At 75.1% G+C, this 16,460-nt stretch carries 15 protein-coding genes and 1 pseudogene; 12 read left to right on the top strand and 4 right to left on the bottom strand.

The annotated features are described in order from the left end of the window. Positions 1–137: 137 nt before the first annotated feature. Complete coding sequence (locus ABZ493_RS19630) at positions 138–770, bottom strand: NAD(P)H-dependent oxidoreductase (protein ID WP_430583810.1); 633 nt, start codon at positions 768–770, stop codon at positions 138–140. 122 nt (positions 771–892) lie between these two features. Here ABZ493_RS19630 and ABZ493_RS19625 point away from each other — a divergent pair, with 122 nt between their 5' ends. Beyond that, positions 893–1,447: a MarR family transcriptional regulator gene (locus tag ABZ493_RS19625; protein ID WP_430583809.1), complete on the top strand. Its 555-nt coding sequence runs from the start codon at positions 893–895 to the stop codon at positions 1,445–1,447. Here the strand turns inward: ABZ493_RS19625 and ABZ493_RS19620 are convergent. Continuing rightward, positions 1,427–2,488 (bottom strand): NAD-dependent epimerase/dehydratase family protein, encoded by a 1,062-nt coding sequence (locus ABZ493_RS19620; protein ID WP_430583808.1) that lies wholly within the window; start codon positions 2,486–2,488, stop codon positions 1,427–1,429. The genes ABZ493_RS19625 and ABZ493_RS19620 overlap by 21 nt on opposite strands. Positions 2,489–2,627: 139 nt before the next feature. Here ABZ493_RS19620 and ABZ493_RS19615 point away from each other — a divergent pair, with 139 nt between their 5' ends. The 4 genes from ABZ493_RS19615 to ABZ493_RS19600 all read left to right on the top strand — a co-directional run bounded on the left by ABZ493_RS19615 (position 2,628) and on the right by ABZ493_RS19600 (position 8,782). After that, the gene (locus ABZ493_RS19615; RefSeq protein ID WP_430583807.1) at positions 2,628–3,620 is read left to right on the top strand and encodes an ATP-binding cassette domain-containing protein; all 993 of its coding nucleotides are present in this window, start codon (positions 2,628–2,630) and stop codon (positions 3,618–3,620) included. Further along, positions 3,617–4,438, top strand: a complete 822-nt coding sequence (locus ABZ493_RS19610) for an ABC transporter permease (protein ID WP_430583806.1) — start codon at positions 3,617–3,619, stop codon at positions 4,436–4,438. Before ABZ493_RS19615 ends, ABZ493_RS19610 begins: the two co-directional genes overlap by 4 nt. Positions 4,439–4,550: 112 nt before the next feature. Continuing rightward, a complete protein-coding gene (locus tag ABZ493_RS19605) occupies positions 4,551–5,609 on the top strand; it encodes a TetR/AcrR family transcriptional regulator C-terminal domain-containing protein (protein ID WP_430583805.1) in 1,059 nt (352 codons plus the stop codon). A 137-nt stretch (positions 5,610–5,746) separates the two neighbouring features. After that, on the top strand, positions 5,747–8,782 hold the full coding sequence (locus tag ABZ493_RS19600) for an FAD-linked oxidase C-terminal domain-containing protein (protein WP_430583804.1): 3,036 nt from the start codon (positions 5,747–5,749) through the stop codon (positions 8,780–8,782). 74 nt (positions 8,783–8,856) lie between these two features. Here the strand turns inward: ABZ493_RS19600 and ABZ493_RS19595 are convergent, their stop codons facing one another. Beyond that, entirely contained in the window at positions 8,857–9,495 is a 639-nt protein-coding gene (locus ABZ493_RS19595) for a TetR family transcriptional regulator (RefSeq protein WP_430583803.1), read from the bottom strand. Between the two features lie 94 nt (positions 9,496–9,589). Between ABZ493_RS19595 and ABZ493_RS19590 the strand changes: the two genes are divergently transcribed. The 6 genes from ABZ493_RS19590 to ABZ493_RS19565 all read left to right on the top strand — a co-directional run bounded on the left by ABZ493_RS19590 (position 9,590) and on the right by ABZ493_RS19565 (position 15,959). Further along, positions 9,590–10,540 carry a hypothetical protein gene (locus tag ABZ493_RS19590; protein ID WP_430583802.1) on the top strand — a complete coding sequence of 317 codons (951 nt, stop codon included), beginning with the start codon at positions 9,590–9,592 and terminating at the stop codon, positions 10,538–10,540. Further along, positions 10,537–12,717 carry a YhgE/Pip domain-containing protein gene (locus ABZ493_RS19585; protein ID WP_430583801.1) on the top strand — a complete coding sequence of 727 codons (2,181 nt, stop codon included), beginning with the start codon at positions 10,537–10,539 and terminating at the stop codon, positions 12,715–12,717. The genes ABZ493_RS19590 and ABZ493_RS19585 overlap by 4 nt, the downstream gene beginning before the upstream one ends. A gap of 98 nt (positions 12,718–12,815) precedes the next feature. Next, positions 12,816–13,433: a nitroreductase family protein gene (locus ABZ493_RS19580; RefSeq protein WP_430583800.1), complete on the top strand. Its 618-nt coding sequence runs from the start codon at positions 12,816–12,818 to the stop codon at positions 13,431–13,433. Between the two features lie 133 nt (positions 13,434–13,566). After that, the gene (locus ABZ493_RS19575) at positions 13,567–14,061 is read left to right on the top strand and encodes a hypothetical protein (RefSeq protein WP_430583799.1); all 495 of its coding nucleotides are present in this window, start codon (positions 13,567–13,569) and stop codon (positions 14,059–14,061) included. 24 nt (positions 14,062–14,085) lie between these two features. Continuing rightward, positions 14,086–15,258: a histidine kinase gene (locus ABZ493_RS19570; RefSeq protein ID WP_430583798.1), complete on the top strand. Its 1,173-nt coding sequence runs from the start codon at positions 14,086–14,088 to the stop codon at positions 15,256–15,258. Continuing rightward, positions 15,255–15,959: a response regulator transcription factor gene (locus ABZ493_RS19565; protein ID WP_430583797.1), complete on the top strand. Its 705-nt coding sequence runs from the start codon at positions 15,255–15,257 to the stop codon at positions 15,957–15,959. The genes ABZ493_RS19570 and ABZ493_RS19565 overlap by 4 nt, the downstream gene beginning before the upstream one ends. A gap of 44 nt (positions 15,960–16,003) precedes the next feature. Here the strand turns inward: ABZ493_RS19565 and ABZ493_RS19560 are convergent. Continuing rightward, a pseudogene (locus tag ABZ493_RS19560) lies at positions 16,004–16,129 on the bottom strand (hypothetical protein); the annotation flags it as partial. A gap of 108 nt (positions 16,130–16,237) precedes the next feature. Here ABZ493_RS19560 and ABZ493_RS19555 point away from each other — a divergent pair. Next, positions 16,238–16,444: a DUF2316 family protein gene (locus tag ABZ493_RS19555; RefSeq protein WP_430583796.1), complete on the top strand. Its 207-nt coding sequence runs from the start codon at positions 16,238–16,240 to the stop codon at positions 16,442–16,444. The last annotated feature ends 16 nt before the right edge of the window (positions 16,445–16,460 follow it).

The following is a 16,460-nucleotide window of genomic DNA, read 5'->3' as shown; positions in this document are numbered from 1 at the left end:
CGCCCGACAGATCTACCGCGCCCTCAACGCCACCGCGCGCTACGACCCCGACCTCACGAACCCGACCCCGGCTTGACAGGACATAGAAGGATCGCGGGGCTGAGTACTACCCCGCGGGGTGCGGTACTACCTCGACGTCAGCGGGCGGCGAGGGCCCTGCCGGCGGCGACGGCGTCCTCCTCGGCCTGCTTGGCCATGACGGCGGCGAGCTCGGCGAACTGGTCGAGGGCGGGGTTGACGCCGACCAGGGTGAACTCGCGCTCGACGACGGTGAGGTCGGCGAGCCAGAGGTCGGCGAGGATGCGGCGCAGGTAGGCGGTGTTGTGGTCCCAGCCCTCGCGCGGGGTGCCTTCGCCGAAGGCGCCGCCGCGCGTGGTGACGAGCACCGTGGGCTTGCCCTCGAGCGCGGGCACGCCGGTGCCGAAGCCGACGGTCACGAGGTCGATCCAGGCCTTCGCGTGCTGCGAGACGCCGTAGTTGTACAGCGGCAGGGCGAGCACGAGCGCGTCGGCGGCGCGCACCTCGTCGGCCAGGGCGGCGGCGAGGTCGAGGGCCGCGCGCTGCTCGGCAGAGCGCTCCGCCTCGGCGACGAAGCCCGCCGAGGTCGCCAGCGCCCAGGCGTCGGCGGGCAGCGGGTCCTGGCCCAGGTGCCGCGTGACGACCGGGGTCTCGGGGCGGGCGGCGGTGAGCTCGGCGACCACCGTGTCCGCCAGCGCGGAGCTGGCGGAGCGGTCGCCCTGGATGCTGGCGTCGAGGCGAAGAAGCGTCATGCGGTGGGGTTCCTCCGTACGGGGCGGCGCCCCGACGGCGCGCCGGGACGACTGTTGCCTGAAGAATCAACCCGACGGTAACCACCTGCGGATTGACCGTTCAAGTCGGCCTACGATGAGACATGCCGACTGCAGCGACCGACGCCCCGGCCTGGCTCACGGACGACCAGCAGCGGAGCTGGTCGTCCGTGGCCGCGCTCCTCATGACCCTGCCTGCCACGCTCGACGCCCAGCTGCGTGCAGACGCCGACCTCAACCTCTTCGAGTACCACGTGCTGGTCGCGCTCGGCGACGCGCCGGCACGCACCCTGAGCATGTCCGACCTCGCCGCGCTGTCCCGCGGCTCCCTGTCCCGGCTGTCGCACGCCGTCGGGCGGCTGGAGCGTTCCGGGCTGGTCGAGCGCACGCCGTGCTCGGTGGGACGGCGGCGGATGGAGGCCCGGCTCACGGACGCGGGCTGGGACAAGCTCGTGGCGTCCGCCCCGGGGCACGTCGCCGAGGTGCGGCGCCTCGTGGTGGACGCGCTCGACGACGACCAGCTCGCGGCGTTCGGCGCGGCAGCCGACGTCGTGGTCCGCACGATCGACCCGGCGCTGGCGCGCGGCGAGCGTGTCCGCGGCTGCGCCGAGCCGTCGGCCGAGCCCCCAGGGGGGTCGTCAGCCGAGGAGGGGCGGTGAGCCGGCGCCGGTGCCGGCGATGACGCCCTCGACGGTCTCGCGCAGCACGTCGCGCGGGTCGTGGGCGGGCTCCCAGCGCAGCAGCTCGCGGGCGCGCGTCGCGTCGAGGACGACGTCGGCGCGGGCCATGTCGAACCAGCCGACGTCGATCGGCGCCAGGCGCAGCCGCGAGGCGACGGACAGGCCGGTCCGCGCGAGGTCGGGCGAGACCTCGACGCTGCGCCCGCCGGAGAGCGTGTCCGCGAGGTCGCCCGACGTCAGCCAGCCCTCGGGAGCCAGGTTGAACGAGCCGGGGTGCCGGCCGACGACGACGGCGCGGTACGCGTCGGCGGCGTCGTCGACGTGCATCACCTGGAGCCGGAGCCCGTCGAGCGCGGGCACCGCGGGCAGCAGCGCCCCCTCGGGGGCGCGCTTCGCGGCGAGCCGCAGCGCGCGGGTGCCGAGCGGCCCCAGGAAGTAGCGGCCGAGCTCGGCGCCGGCCTCGCGCCGCAGCATGAGCGCGGGCCGCATCCGGGTCACGACCAGCCGCGGGTGGCGGTCGGCGACGTCGTCGAGCATCCGCTCGACGGCGGCCTTCTGCACGGAGTAGGGCGACGTGCGCACGCCGCGCCGCGGCCAGTCCTCCCGCACGAGGCCGCCGTCCGAAGGTCCGGGGGAGTAGACGCCGGAGGTCGAGCCGAACACGAGGTGCGGCACGCCGCCGCGCACGACGGCGTCGGCGACGGCCTGCGAGCCGTCGAGGTTGAGCCGCCGGGCCTGACCGGAGTCGCGGGCGGACGGCGACGCCCAGGCGAGGTGGATGACGGCGTCGGCGCCGAGGAAGGCCCGGTCGAGCCCGCGCACGACGGCGTCGGCGGTGTCCGTGAGGTCGACGCGGACCCACTCGGCCGCGGTGTGCGGGAACGCCACGGTGCTGGTGCCGTCGGCGCGCGGCACACGCCGGGCGACGCCGACGACCGAGGTCACGGCGGGTTCGCGGGCCAGTGCGGCGAGCACGGCCGTCCCGACGTTTCCGCTGGCTCCCACGACGACGACGCGCACGGTCCGACCGTAGCGGGGCACGTCGTGGGCCGCGCGGGGAGCGGCGAGGTGTACTAGGCACACCGCGTATATAGCCAACACGACGTGTATGCCGTACGCTCGTGTATGCCATACACAAACCGACCGGAGGGGAACGGCCATGAACGACCCGATGATCGCGGTACGGGGGCTGCGCAAGTCCTACGGACGCACCGCCGTGCTGCGCGGCGTCGACCTCACCGTCCGACGCGGCGAGATCTTCGCGCTGCTCGGGCCGAACGGCGCGGGCAAGACGACCACCGTCAACATCCTCACCACGCTGGTGCCGCCGGACGGGGGCACGGCGACCATCGCCGGCGCCGACGTCGTGAAGCAGCCCGCCGCGGTGCGGCGCAGCATCGCGCTGACCGGCCAGTACGCGAGCGTCGACGAGTTCCAGACGGGCGAGGAGAACCTCGTCATGATGGCCGACCTCGCGCACCTGCCGAAGCGCGCCGTGCGACGCCGGGCCCACGAGCTCCTGGAGCGTTTCGACCTGACCGACGCGGCCCGCCGCCGCGTCGGCACGTACTCCGGCGGCATGCGCCGCCGCCTCGACCTGGCCATCAGCCTCGTCGCCGACCCGACCGTGCTGGTGCTCGACGAGCCCACCACCGGACTCGACCCGGCGTCGCGCTCCCAGCTCTGGGAGGTGGTGCGCGGGCTCGCGGCAGACGGCACCACCATCCTCCTCACCACCCAATACCTCGAGGAGGCCGACCGGCTCGCCGACACGATCGCCGTCCTCGCCGAGGGCACCATCGCCGCGCGCGGCACGGCCGAGGAGCTCAAGGCCCTCGTCGCCGGGGACCACGTGCGGGTGACGTTCGAGGACGCCGCGAGCCTCGCCAGCGCGCGAGAGCTCGGCGTCGCCGGCCTCGACGCCGCGGAGGAGGACCTCCGAGCGCTCGCGCTGACCTTCCCGAGCGCCGAGCCCGTCCGCGCCATCCGCGACGTCCTCGACCGGGCCGAGTCCCGCGGCCTGGCTGTCGCGGGCGTGAGCGTGGTCAAGCCCACCCTCGACGACGTCTTCCTGGCGCTCACCGGCAGCGCCGCCACCGACCGCACGACCGGCACCACCGACCAGCCCGCCCCCGAGGAGGCCCTGCGATGACCACCACCCTGGCCCCGCCCGCGCGCACCGCGCACGGCACGGTCCGCCCCGCGTCCGTGCGCGCGCCCCTGCGCGACGTCGCCACCATGACCCGGCGGGAGGCGCGCCGCTCCCTGCGCTCGATCGACGGGCTCATCACGGCGTTCGCGCTGCCCGTGCTGATCATGTCGGCGTTCGTGATCGTCTTCGGCGGCGCGATCTCCGGCGGCACCGGGGGCGAGTACATCGACTACGTGGTGCCGGGCGTGCTCGTCATGTGCCTGGGCATGAACTCGGCCACCGCCGCCACCGGCGTCGCCCAGGACATGACCACGGGCACGATCGACCGCTTCAAGACGCTGCCCATCCTCTCCTCGTCGGCGCTGTGGGGGCACGTCATCGCGAGCGTCGTGCGCAACCTCGCCTCCGTGGTCGTGGTGATGCTCGTGGCGATCGCCTACGGGTTCCGGCCCGATGCCGACCTGGGCCAGTGGCTCGGCTTCGTGGGGTTCGCGGTGCTCGCCGTCGTGACGTTCACCTGGGTCTGCGTCGTGTTCGGGCTGGTGCTGAGCGTCGAGGCGTCGATGTCCGTGAGCATGATCTTCCTCTTCGTCCCGTACCTCAGCTCCGGCTTCGTGCCGGTCGACACCATGCCGGACTGGCTGCACGGCTTCGCCGAGAACCAGCCGTTCACGCCGATCATCGAGTCGGTGCGCGGCCTGCTCGCCGGAGCGCCCGACGCAGGCACGATCGTCACGGCGTGCGTCTGGCTGGTGGGCTTCCTCGCGGCGAGCGTCGTCGTCGGCGGCGTCCTGTACCGCCGTCGGACCGCCCGCTGACCCCGATGGGCCGTTGTGGGTGGGCTCGTGGCCCCGTTCCGACCCGGAACGGGGCCACGAGCCCGCCCACAGCGGTGCTGGACCGATCGACCGGGTCGGGGATGATGACTCCATGACGGACACCCCGGAGACGGACCTGCCGGAGACCGACCTGCCCGGCCCCGAGCTGCCGGAGCTCCCGCCGCGGCTCGCCCTCGCCTGGGGCGTCGCAGAGCGGCCGGAGCGGGTGCCGCGCCGTGAGCTGAGCATCGAGCGCATCGTCGAGGCCGCCGTCGAGATCGCGGACGCCGAGGGCCTCGCCGGCGTCTCCATGGCGCGCGTGGCCAAGAGCCTCGGCTTCACCACCATGTCGCTGTACCGGTACGTCACCAGCAAGGACGACCTGCTGCTGCTGATGCAGGAGGTCGTGCTCGACCTGGAGTTCCCGCCCCTGCACGAGCCGGCGGACTGGCGCGCCGAGCTGCGCGAGTGGGCGCTGTTCACGTTCGAGCTGTTCCGTCGGCACTCGTGGGTGCTCGACATCCCCGTCACGGGCGCCCCGGTCACCCCCGCCAGCCTGCGCGCCCTCGACGCAGGGCTGCGCGCCCTGCGCTCGACGCCGCTCGACGACGGCGAGAAGATCGCGACGATCCTGCTGCTCAACGGCTACACGCGGAACGCGGCGCTGCTCGACCGCGACCTGGCGCAGGCGAACACCGCCGGCACCGACACGGCGGCGTCCGTGGGCCCCGAGCTCGCGGACACGCTGCGCGCCCTCGTCGACGAGGTCCGGTTCCCGTACCTGCGCCCCATCGTCGAGCGTGGCAGCTACGCCGCGTACGGGACGAACACCTTCGACGACGAGGAGGACGTCGGCTGGGGGCTCGAGCGCACGCTCGACGGCGTCGCGGCCTACGTCGCCGCGCGGGCGGCCGCCGGTGCGCCCGACCCCGAGACGCCGCCCGGCAGCGTCGCGCAGGAGGAGGGCGTGGCCGAGGCGCTCGCGGTCGCGCAGCGGTACGCCTCCGATCCCAAGGTCAAGAAGGCGGCGGGCAGGCGCAAGGACGTCGAGCGCCGGCTCCGCGAGGAGCAGAAGAAGGTGCGCGAGCGGGAGAAGGCGCTGCGCGAGGCGCGCAAGGCGGAGGCCGAGGCAGTGCGCGCAGCGCAGGAGAAGGCCGAACGCGACCGCTGAGGTCCTCTTCGAGCACGAGATCTGTACCGCCACCCCGCCCGATGACGGTACAGATCCCGTGCTCGAAAGGGGTCGGACGGGGCGCCGATGGCGTGGACGCGTCGGCGCGGTGCGGGGACGAATGGCAGAATCGGCGCGTGCCAGCCCAGACACCGACGACCCCGACCCCGGACGGTGACGCGGACCTCGCGCCCACCCGTGACGAGGCGGAGAGTGCGGCCAGACGGGCGGCCGACGAGGCCCGTGCGGCCGTCGTCTCCGCGCTGCGGACGGTGATCGCGGGCGACGTCGACTCCTCTTCGCGCCGTCGTGCCGAGTACTCCACCGACGCGTCGAACTACCGCGTCGTGCCCGACGTCGTGGCCTTCCCGCGCAGCTCGCGCGACGTGGTCCGCGGCCTCGAGGTGCTGCGCGAGCTGAAGATCCCGGTGACGGCGCGCGGCGCGGGCACGTCGGTGGCCGGCAACGCGGTGGGCCCGGGCGTCGTGCTGGACTTCTCGCGGCACCTGAACCAGGTGGTCTCGGTCGACCCGGAGGCCGGCACGGCCGTCGTCGAGCCCGGCACGGTCATGTCGACCCTGCAGCGGGCAGGCGCCCCGCACGGGCTGCGGTTCGGCCCGGACCCGTCCACGCAGAACCGCGCGACGCTCGGCGGCATGATCGGCAACAACGCGTGCGGCCCGCACGCCGTCGCCTACGGGCGCACGGCCGACAACGTCGTCGAGCTCGACGTCGTCGACGGCCGCGGGCGGCGCTTCACCGCGGGCCGCGGCGACGCGACGTTCGCCGCCGTGCCGGGCCTGGCGGAGCTGGTGCGCGAGAACCTCGCGCTGATCCGCACGCAGTTCGGCCGGTTCGGCCGCCAGGTCTCGGGCTACTCGCTGGAGCACCTGCTGCCGGAGAACGGCTCCGACCTCGCCAAGGCGCTGGTGGGCACCGAGGGCACGCTGGTCACGGTGCTCGGCGCCACGCTGCGGATGGTGCCCGTGCCGACGGCGCCCACGCTGGTCGTGCTCGGCTACCCGGACATGCCCGCGGCGGCCGACGACGTCCCGCACCTGCTGGGCCACAAGCCGCTCGCGATCGAGGGGCTCGACGCCCGCCTGGTCGACGTCGTGCGGAACGCCAAGGGCGAGGCGTCCGTGCCGGCCCTGCCCGAGGGCGCGGGCTGGCTGATGATCGAGGTCGGCGGCGCGAGCCAGGACGAGGCGAGCGCGCGGGCCGAGGCCATCGTGACGTCGTCGTCCGCCCTGTCGTCGCTGGTGCTGCCCGCCGGGCCGGACGCCACCAAGATGTGGCAGATCCGGGCCGACGGCGCGGGGCTCGCGGGCCGCACGCCCGCGGGCGAGCAGGCGTGGCCCGGCTGGGAGGACTCGGCCGTCCCGCCCGAGCGACTGGGCGCCTACCTGCGCGACCTCGAGGACCTCATGGCGCGCTACGGCGTCGACGGGCTGCCGTACGGGCACTTCGGCGACGGCTGCGTGCACCTGCGCATCGACATCCCGCTGGAGACGTCGGGCTCCGTGCTGCGCACGTTCATGACCGACGCCGCGCGGCTCGTGGCGTACCACGGCGGGTCGCTGTCGGGGGAGCACGGCGACGGCCGCGCCCGGTCGGAGCTGCTGCCGCTGATGTACTCGCCGGAGGCCATCCGGCTCATGGAGCGGTTCAAGGCGCTGTTCGACCCCGACGACCTGCTCAACCCGGGCGTCGTCGTGCGCCCCGCGGCGGTCGACGTCGACCTGCGCCGCCCCGCGGCGAAGGCCGTGCTCTCGACGCTGCCCGTGGGGGAGCGGGGGATGGCCGGTTCGGGGCCGCTGCACGGCATCTCGAAGAAGGCCGGCCACACCGGGTTCTCGTTCGCGCACGACCACCACGACCTCACGACGGCCGTGCACCGCTGCGTCGGCGTGGGCAAGTGCCGGGCCGACAACCACGCCTCCGGCGGGTTCATGTGCCCCAGCTACCAGGCCACGAAGGACGAGAAGGACGTGACCCGCGGGCGGGCGCGCGTGCTGCAGGAGGCCGTCAACGGCACCCTCGTGGGCGGGCTCACCGCGCCGGAGGTGCGCGAGTCGCTGGACCTGTGCCTGAGCTGCAAGGCGTGCTCGTCCGACTGCCCGGCGGGCGTCGACATGGCCCAGTACAAGTCCGAGGTGCTGCACCGTACATACAAGGGGAAGCTGCGCCCCGTCGACCACTACGCCCTCGGCTGGCTGCCCCGTTGGGCGCGCCTGGCGGGCGGGATGCCGCGGTTCGTCAACAAGGTGCTGGGCGTCCCGTGGATCGCCAAGGCGGTGCTGTGGGCGGGCGGCATGGACACGCGCCGCCAGGTGCCGCAGTTCGCGGAGATCCCGTTCCGCACCTGGTGGAAGCGCGGCTGGGCGTCGCACGGCGTGCCCGGCCTGGGCGCCGGGAAGACGCCGCACGACCGCCCCACCCAGGACCGCCCGAAGGTCGTGCTCTGGGCGGACTCGTTCAGCGACGCGCTCGCGCCGTCGGTGCCGCAGGCCGCGGTGAAGGTGCTCACCGAGGCGGGGTACGACGTCGTCGTGCCCGACCAGCAGGCGTGCTGCGGGCTCACGTGGATCTCGACGGGTCAGCTCGACGGCGCGCGGCGGCGGCTCTCGCAGCTGCTGTCCGTGCTCGGCCCGTACGCCGTCAACGGCATCCCGATCCTGGGGCTGGAGCCGTCGTGCACGGCGGTGCTGCGCTCGGACCTGCTGGACCTCTTCCCCGACGACCCGCGGGCCCAGGCCGTCGCCGACGCGACCCGCACCCTGGCGGAGCTGTTCACCTCGCCGGAGACCGCGCCGGCGGCCGGGTCGGGCTGGGAGATGCCCGACCTGTCCGACCTCACCGCCGTGGTGCAGCCGCACTGTCACCAGCACTCCGTGATGGGCTTCGACGCCGACGAGGCGCTGCTGCGCGCGGCGGGCGCCGAGATCAAGGTCCTGGCCGGCTGCTGCGGCCTCGCCGGCAACTTCGGCATGCAGAAGGGCCACTACGACGTCTCCGTCGCCGTGGCCGAGAACGCGCTGCTGCCGGCGCTGCGCGAGGCCGCGCCGGGCACCGAGTACGTGGCCGACGGCTTCTCCTGCCGCACCCAGGCCGTGCAGCTCGAGGGCACCCAGGGCAAGGCGCTCGTGGAGGTCATCGCCGAGCGCCTCTGACGCTCCCCGTGTTGTGAGCGCGATTTCGGGGGCATTCCGACCTGGAATTGTCCCCGAAATCGCGCTCACAACGGTCAGTGGCGGCGGACGATCGCGAGGACGCCGGAGCGCGCCGGCTCGGGGAGCTCCGGGACGAGGACGACGAGCGACTCGAGCAGCAGCCGCTCGAGCTCGTCGCGCGGGATGCCGCTGCCGCCCAGCCAGGCGGCGGTGACGTTCTCGACCAGGGCCACCCAGCCCTGAGCCAGGAGCTGGAGCCGACCGCTCGGCGTGAAGCCGATGACGCCGGCCGTCGTCGTCATGCGCGCGACGAGGGCGGTCCGCACGCGCCGCAGGGCGTCCTCGGTCGCGTCGTCGCCGGCGAGCGCACCGCGCCAGATGTCCTCCCAGACGCGCCGGTGCGCGGTGACCGAGCCCAGGAACAGCGACATCGCATGCGCCGGGCGGTCGGCGAGGGGACGATCGTCGGGTGCCAGCAGCGTCTGCTCCAGGTCGGACACCGCCTCGAGCGCGACCGTGCGGCGCAGCGCCGTCGTGGACCCGAAGTAGTGGAAGACGAGCGCCCTCGACGCCCCCGCGCGCGCGGCGGCCGTCGCCGGCGTCAGGACGTCCAGGCCCGCCGCCTCCGCCTCGGCGACCGCCGCCTCGAGGAGCTGTCGACGCCGGTCCGACGGCTCGTGGCGCGTGCGGGGGCGCGGGGTGGCGGAGGTCATGGGCACAGTTGTACGGCGTTATTGACCACCAGTCAACACCGGTCGTAGAGTTGTTGATCGCAAGTCAACAGTGTGTCGGGGGACGGGGAGCAGGGTGCAGATCACGCTGAGCGGGGTGCGGGTCGAGGGGCGTAGGGACCCGATGCTGGAGGCCACGGACCTCGCCTGGGCGACGGGGGAGTGCCTGCTCGTCGCCGGGGAGCCCGGGCACGGCCACACCGCCCTCGCGCTCGTCGCGACCGGGCGGTTCGTCCCGTCGTCCGGCGCCGTGCGCCTCGACGGCGCCGTCGTGGCGCCGTCCGCGCTGCGCGCGCGCACCGCCGTCGTCGACGTGCCCGGCATCAGCGAACCCGACGACGCCCTGTCCCTCGCCGACGTCGTCGCCGAGGGCCTGGCCCTCGCCGGCCGGCGGTCGCTGCCGCGCGACGTGACGCGGTGGCTCGAGGAGCGTGCCCTCACCGAGGACCGCGGGCGCCGGGTGGACCAGTTGCCGGGCGTCGTGCGCACCGCCGTCCTCGCGGCGCTGGCGACCGAGGACCCCGACGTCCGGTTCGTCGTGCTGACGCTGCCCGACCGGCACGGCGGCGAGCCGTCCGGCTGGTGGGAGACGGCGCGCACGCTCGCCGCGTCCGGGCTCGGCGTGCTCGTGCAGTGCACGCGGTCGTCCGCCCGTGACCTGGGCGTCGACCTGCCGCCCGCACGCGGCGCCACCCTGCACGAGCCGCCGCAGGTCGTACGGCGCGAGACCCTCGGCGCGCCCGCGGAGGAGCTCGGCGCGACCGCCGTCCTCCCCGCCGCCGCGCCGGTCGCGGAGACGGTCGCGGAGCCGGTCGCCGAACCCGAGCCACAGGCCGAGGCCGCCACCGAGGCCGGCCGCGCCGTCGAGCCCGAGGTCGAGGACGAGCTGGAGCCGTCCCCCGACCCCGACGCCCGCGCGGAGGAGGAGCTCGACGACCCGATCGACGCCACGGCCCCCGACGACACCCCGATCCACGACAGCCTGGCCGCCACGCCGGCCGACGACCCGCAGGAGGAGGCCCGATGACCGCGGTCCGGCTCGCTCTGTCGGAGCTCAGGCGGCTCGCCGCCGGGCGCCTGCCGAAGCTCGCCATCCTCGCGATGGCGCTCATCCCCACGCTGTACGCGGGGCTGTACCTGTTCGCCAACCACGACCCGTACGGGCAGCTCGAGCAGGTCCCGGCCGCCGTCGTCGTGCAGGACGAGGGCACCACGACGACGGACGCCGAGACCGGCGAGACGACCGAGCGCGACTTCGGCCGCGACGTCGCGGACCAGCTGCTCGACGACGGCGGGTTCGGCTGGGTCGAGACGTCCCAGGCGGACGCCGAGGCGGGTGTGCGCTCCGGCCGCTACGACGCGGCACTGATCATCGGGCCGACGTTCTCCGCCGACCTGGCCTCGGCGGGGGAGTTCGAGCCGCAGCAGGCCAGCCTCACGCTCATCACCAACGACGCGAACAACTACCTCGCGGGCACCATCTCGGACACGATCGTGGGGAAGGTGCGCGACTCGATCGCGGAGGAGGTCGGCACCGAGGCGGCGGACACGTTCCTGCGCGGGTTCGCGTCCATCCACACCAACCTCGCGGACGCGGTGGACGGCGCGAAGCAGCTGCTCACGGGCGCCACGTCGCTCGACGACGGCCTGGCGGACGCGGACGACGGCGCGCACACGCTCGCCGACGGCGCGGCGCAGGCGGCGGACGGCGCCGCCACCCTGGACGGCAAGGTCGGCACGCTGGCGTCCGCCGTCGGGCAGCTCGACGACGGCGCGGGGCAGCTCGCGACCGGCCTCGGGACGCTGCAGGACAGGACGGCCGACCTGCCCGCACAGACCCAGAAGCTCGCCGACGGCGCCGCCCAGGTGGCCGACGGCAACGCCCAGGTGGCGCAGTACGGGCAGGAGGCCGCCGAGGCGGCCGGGCAGGTGCTGCCTACCCTCGACGGCGCGCGCGCCGACGCGGCGGACGCCCTCGACCAGGGGCGTACGGACCTCGACCAGCAGCTCGCCGACCTGTGCGCGCAGGTGCCGGACGACGCCACCGACCTCGCCGCACAGTGCGCCGACCTGCGCACCCAGGCGCTCGACCGCCTCGACGCCACGCGCGCCGACGTCGACGGCGCCCTCGACGCGCAGCGGAAGGACGTGCAGTCGGCCGTGACGACGGTCGAGGGCGCGTCGGCGAATCTCGACCAGCTCGCGGACGGCTCCCGGCAGGTGGCCGACGGCGCCGCCACCCTGGCGGGCGCGACGCCGCAGCTCACCGCCGGCATCGCGTCGGCGGCGGACGGCGCCGACCGGCTCGCCGACGGCACCGGCCAGCTCGCCGCCGCCACGCCCGCGCTCGTCGACGGCGTGCACCGGCTGGCCGACGGCACGTCCCAGGTCTCCGACGGCGCCGGCGAGCTGGCGGCGGGCACCACGAAGCTCGCGGACGGCTCCGGGGAGCTGAAGAGCGGCATCGCCGAGCTGCGCGACGGGCTCGCCGAGGGCCTCGGCCAGGTCCCCGACCTCGACGACCAGACGCGCGAGGACACGGCGTCGACCATCGGCAACCCGCTGGAGGTGCGCAACGACGCGCTGTCGTCGGCGGGCACGTACGGCGCAGGACTCGCGCCGTTCTTCCTGTCGCTGGCCACGTGGATCGGCGCGTACGTGCTGTTCCTGCTGGTGCGGCCGCTGTCCACGCGGGCGCTCGCGGCGGGCCGGTCGGGGCTCGCGACGGCGCTGGGCGGCTGGGCCACGCCCGCCGCGATCGGCGTCGTGCAGGTGGCGGCGATGTTCGCCGTGACGAAGTTCGCGCTGGACATCCAACCCTCCTACGGGCTGTTCACGGCGCTGTTCCTCGTGCTGGTGTCGGGCACGTTCGTCGCGGTGCTCCAGGCGCTCAACGTCTGGCTGGGCGCGGCCGGCCAGTTCCTGGGGCTGGTGCTGATGCTGGTGCAGCTCGTCACCGCGGGCGGCACGTTCCCGTGGCAGACGATCCCGCAGCCGCTCAAGGCGATGCACCAGTTCATGCCGATGACCTACGCCGTCGAGGGCCTGCGCCAGCTGCTGTACGGCGGCAACCTCGCCACCGTCACGCGCGACGTCACCGTGCTGCTCGGCGTCCTCGTCGTCGCGCTGGGCCTCACCACGCTCGCCGCCCGCAGGCAGCGCGTGTGGACCGTGACCAAGCTGCAGCCCGAGCTGGTCCTCTGACTGCCCCACCGGCCCGCCGACGGTTCGGATCCCGTACGCCATTCGCTCGAGAACGTACGGAATCAGAACCGTCGGCCGGTCGGGGGCAGGATGGGCGCGTGGAGTTCCAGGACGTGGTGCGCAGACGGCGGATGGTGCGGCGGTTCACGGACGAGCCCGTGCCGCCCGAGACGGTGGACCGACTGGTGCGCAACGCCGTGCGCGCCCCCAGCGCGGGGTTCTCGCAGGGCTGGTCGTTCCTCGTCCTGACGGAGCCGGAGGACCGGGAGCGGTTCTGGACGGCCGCCACCCCGGCGGACTCCGAGCGCGACATGTCGACGTGGCTCGCGGGCATGCGCACCGCCCCGGTGCTGGTCGTCGCGCTGTGCTCGAAGGGCGCGTACCTCGGCCGGTATGCCGAGGCGGACAAGGGCTGGACCGACCGCGACGAGGCTCGCTGGCCGGTGCCGTACTGGCACGTCGACGCAGGGATGGCGTCGCTGCTCATGCTGCAGACGGCGGTCGACGAGGGCCTCGGCGCCTGCTTCTTCGGCGTCGGCGCGGGCGAGATGCCGGCGTTCCGGGAGGCGTTCGGCATCCCCGACGGGTGGGTCCAGACCGGGGTGGTCGCCGTCGGGCACCCCGCCGACGGCGGAGCGAAGGGCTCCCCGACGCGCCGCCGTCGCAAGCCGCTGGAGGACGTCGTGCACCGGGGTCGCTGGTCGGACCGACCATGAGTCGAGGCGCGGGAAGATCTCCACCCGCGCCTCCACCCGGTCTCCACCCTGGGGCGGTCCCGTCGACGGGCGTGCGGCGGAATCGTGGGGGACGTCGGCAGCCCGCCGACCCGTCGACCACGAAGGAACCCCCATGACGCCCTCCGACCTGGCCACCATCGCCCTGACGCTCGCCGTGCTGGTGCTCGTGATCGTCCGCCAGCAGCGCTGGCGGGTGCGCGGCACCCGCCCGGTGTGGCGGGTCGGCGCGATCCTCGCCGTGGTGGGGGTGGCGCTCCTGGCGCAGGACGTGTCCCCCTCCCTGCGGCTCACCCCCGCCGACCTGGCGTTCGGGCTGGTCAGCCTGGTCGTGGCCACGGCGTCGGGGGCCCTGATGGGGCGCATCACCACCTTCCGGCCCTCGGCGCGCGGCGTCGAGTACCGCCTCCCCGCCGTGGGGCTGCTGCTCTGGGCCGTCGTCGTCGGACTCCGCGTCGCCGACGTCGCCGCCGCGCACGCCGCGGGCGCGGTCGTCGCGTCGTCGACCGCGTTCCTGCTGGTCTCGCTCGGCGTGAACCGGCTGGTGTCGGGGCTGGTCGTCGAGGCGCGGCTGCCGCGCACCCCGGCCGCCGCGCTGCCCGTGCGCTGACGACCGCGCCCGTACGCTGACGCCGTGCCCACCATCTCCCTCCGCGCCGTCGTCGGCGCGCTCGGCCGGCTCGTGCTGCTGGCCTGGCTCGCCGCCGGGGTCGTCGTCACCGCCGAGGCACCTGCCTGGCAGCGGGTCGCGCTCGCCGTCGGCGTCGCCGGGATCGCGCCCTGGCTGGCGCGGCGTCCCCTCGGTCGACAGTCCCGCGGACCCCGCTACGAGCGGGTGATGGTCGTGGGGCTCGTCATGGCGGCCGTGGGCGGCGGGCTCGGGGCAGGTGCGCTCTCCGGCCCGGCGCTCACGGTGTCCGGCCTGGGCGTCGCCGGGTTCGCGGCCCGAGCCGACGCCACCGTCCGCCGGCTGGTGCCCGTGGTTGCCGCCGCCGTGAGCGCGGTCCTCGTCTCGGTCGCGACCGCCGGCGGCGCGAGCGCCTTCCAGGTCGTCGCGGCGCTCGGCTCCCTCGCCCTCGGCCTCGCGATCGGCGCGCTCCGCCGGCAGGCGCGGCAGACGGAGGCGGTGCGCGAGACGTCCGCGCTGCACCAGCTCGCCGCCGCCGAGAGCCGCGCCGAGAACGCCGCGCTGATCGAGCGGCAGCGGATCGCCCGCGAGCTGCACGACCTGCTCGCGCACTCGCTCGGCGGGCTCGCCGTCCAGCTCTCCGCCGCCGAGGCGCTCGCCGACGCGGGCCGCACCGAGGCCGTGCGGGACAGCGTCCGCACGGCGCACCGGCTCGCCGTCGAGGGGCTCCGGGAGGCGCGGGAGGCCGTCGCCGCGCTGCGCGGTTCGGGCGCCCTCCCCGAGCGCGTCACGACCCTCGTCGATGCCGAGAACGCCGTCGGCGGCCAGGTGCACGCCGTCGTCGCCGACGGTCTGCCCGACCTCACCGAGGCCGCGACGCACGCCCTGGAGCGCGTGGTGCGGGAGGCGCTGACGAACGCGCGCAAGCACGCCCGCGGCGCGGCGGTCAGGGTCCGCGTGGCGTCGGCGACCGGGGACGTCGTCGTGCAGGTCGACGACGACGGTGGCTCGCCGTCGGCGGTGTCGTCGACGGGCGCCGGCTGGGGGATCACCGGCATGTCCGAGCGGGTCCGCGCGGTGGGTGGCACCCTCGAGGCCGGGCCGTCCGGACCGGGCTGGTCCGTGCGCGCCGTCGTGCCGTCGACGGCCGCGGCCACGACGACCGATGGGGACGTGTGAACCACGACGAGGCGCGCGACGAGCGCGGGGCGACGGTGCGTGTCGTCGTCGCGGACGACCAGGCGATCGTCCGCGACGGGCTGGTGACGGTGCTCGGGCTGGAGCCCGGCATCGACGTGGTCGGGCAGGCCGCCGACGGGCAGGAGGCCGTCGACGTCGTGCTCGAGCGCCGGCCCGACGTCGTGCTCATGGACCTGCGCATGCCGCGGCTCGACGGCGCCGGGGCGACGGCGGCGATCCGCGCGCAGCGGCCCGGGCAGGCGGTCCTGGTGCTCACCACGTACGACGACGACGCGTCGATCGTGGCCGCGCTGCGGGCGGGCGCGCTGGGATTCCTCACCAAGGACGCGGGGCGGGCCGAGATCGTCGCGGCCGTCCGGGCCGCCGCCGCGGGGCAGTCGGTGCTCGCGCCGGCGGTGGCGTCGCGACTGGCCGCGGCGTTCGCCGGGCCCGCGGCGGCGGTCACGAGCGCGTCCGCGTCGGCACCCGGCGCGACGCCGGACGGGGTGTTCGACCGGCTGACGCCGCGCGAGCGGGAGGTGCTCGCCCTCGTGACCGAGGGCTACGGGAACCGCGAGATCGCCCGCGCGCTGTTCGTCTCGACGTCGACCGTCAAGACGCACATCAACAACCTGTTCGCGAAGCTCGGCGTCACGGACCGGCCGGGCGCGATCCGCGCCGGGCGCCGACTGCTCGGCTGAGGCTTGCTCGGCTGAGGATCAGCGGCCGGGCGGGGGCGTAGCGCGTCGAGGGCGAGGACGAGCAGCCGCTCCGTGCGATCGGTCGTGCGGTCGGTGGCGGTCGCGAGTGAGGCGCCGAGGAGGAGCGCAAGGACGTCCCCCGGCTCGACGTCGTCGCGGACGGCGCCGTCACGCGCCCCTGCTCGACCACGCGACCCTCGCCGCGCTCGACGCCGTCCCGCCGCGCGCGGGCCGGATCTTCTGACCCGGACGACGGGACGACAGCGAAGGAGGCCACGATGACCCTGAACGCCGACGAGGTCGCCCGGACCGCCCGCGAGCTGCGAGCCAACGTCGACCTCTCCGGGCTGACCCGGGACGAGGTCGCGGCGGACCTGGGCCTCGCGACCGCCCGCCACGCCACCGCGCTGGACGCCCGCGGGCCGAGCGACCCGGTGGACGTCTGGCAGCTGCGGGACCACCTCGACGGCGCCGGGACGACGTGACGGGAGCGGGCCTGCC

It is taken from the genome of Isoptericola sp. NPDC019482, assembly GCF_040632295.1.
Lineage (GTDB): Bacteria > Actinomycetota > Actinomycetes > Actinomycetales > Cellulomonadaceae > Isoptericola.
The sequence above is the reverse complement of the archived record's forward strand: the minus strand, read 5'-3'. Positions and strand labels throughout refer to the sequence as shown.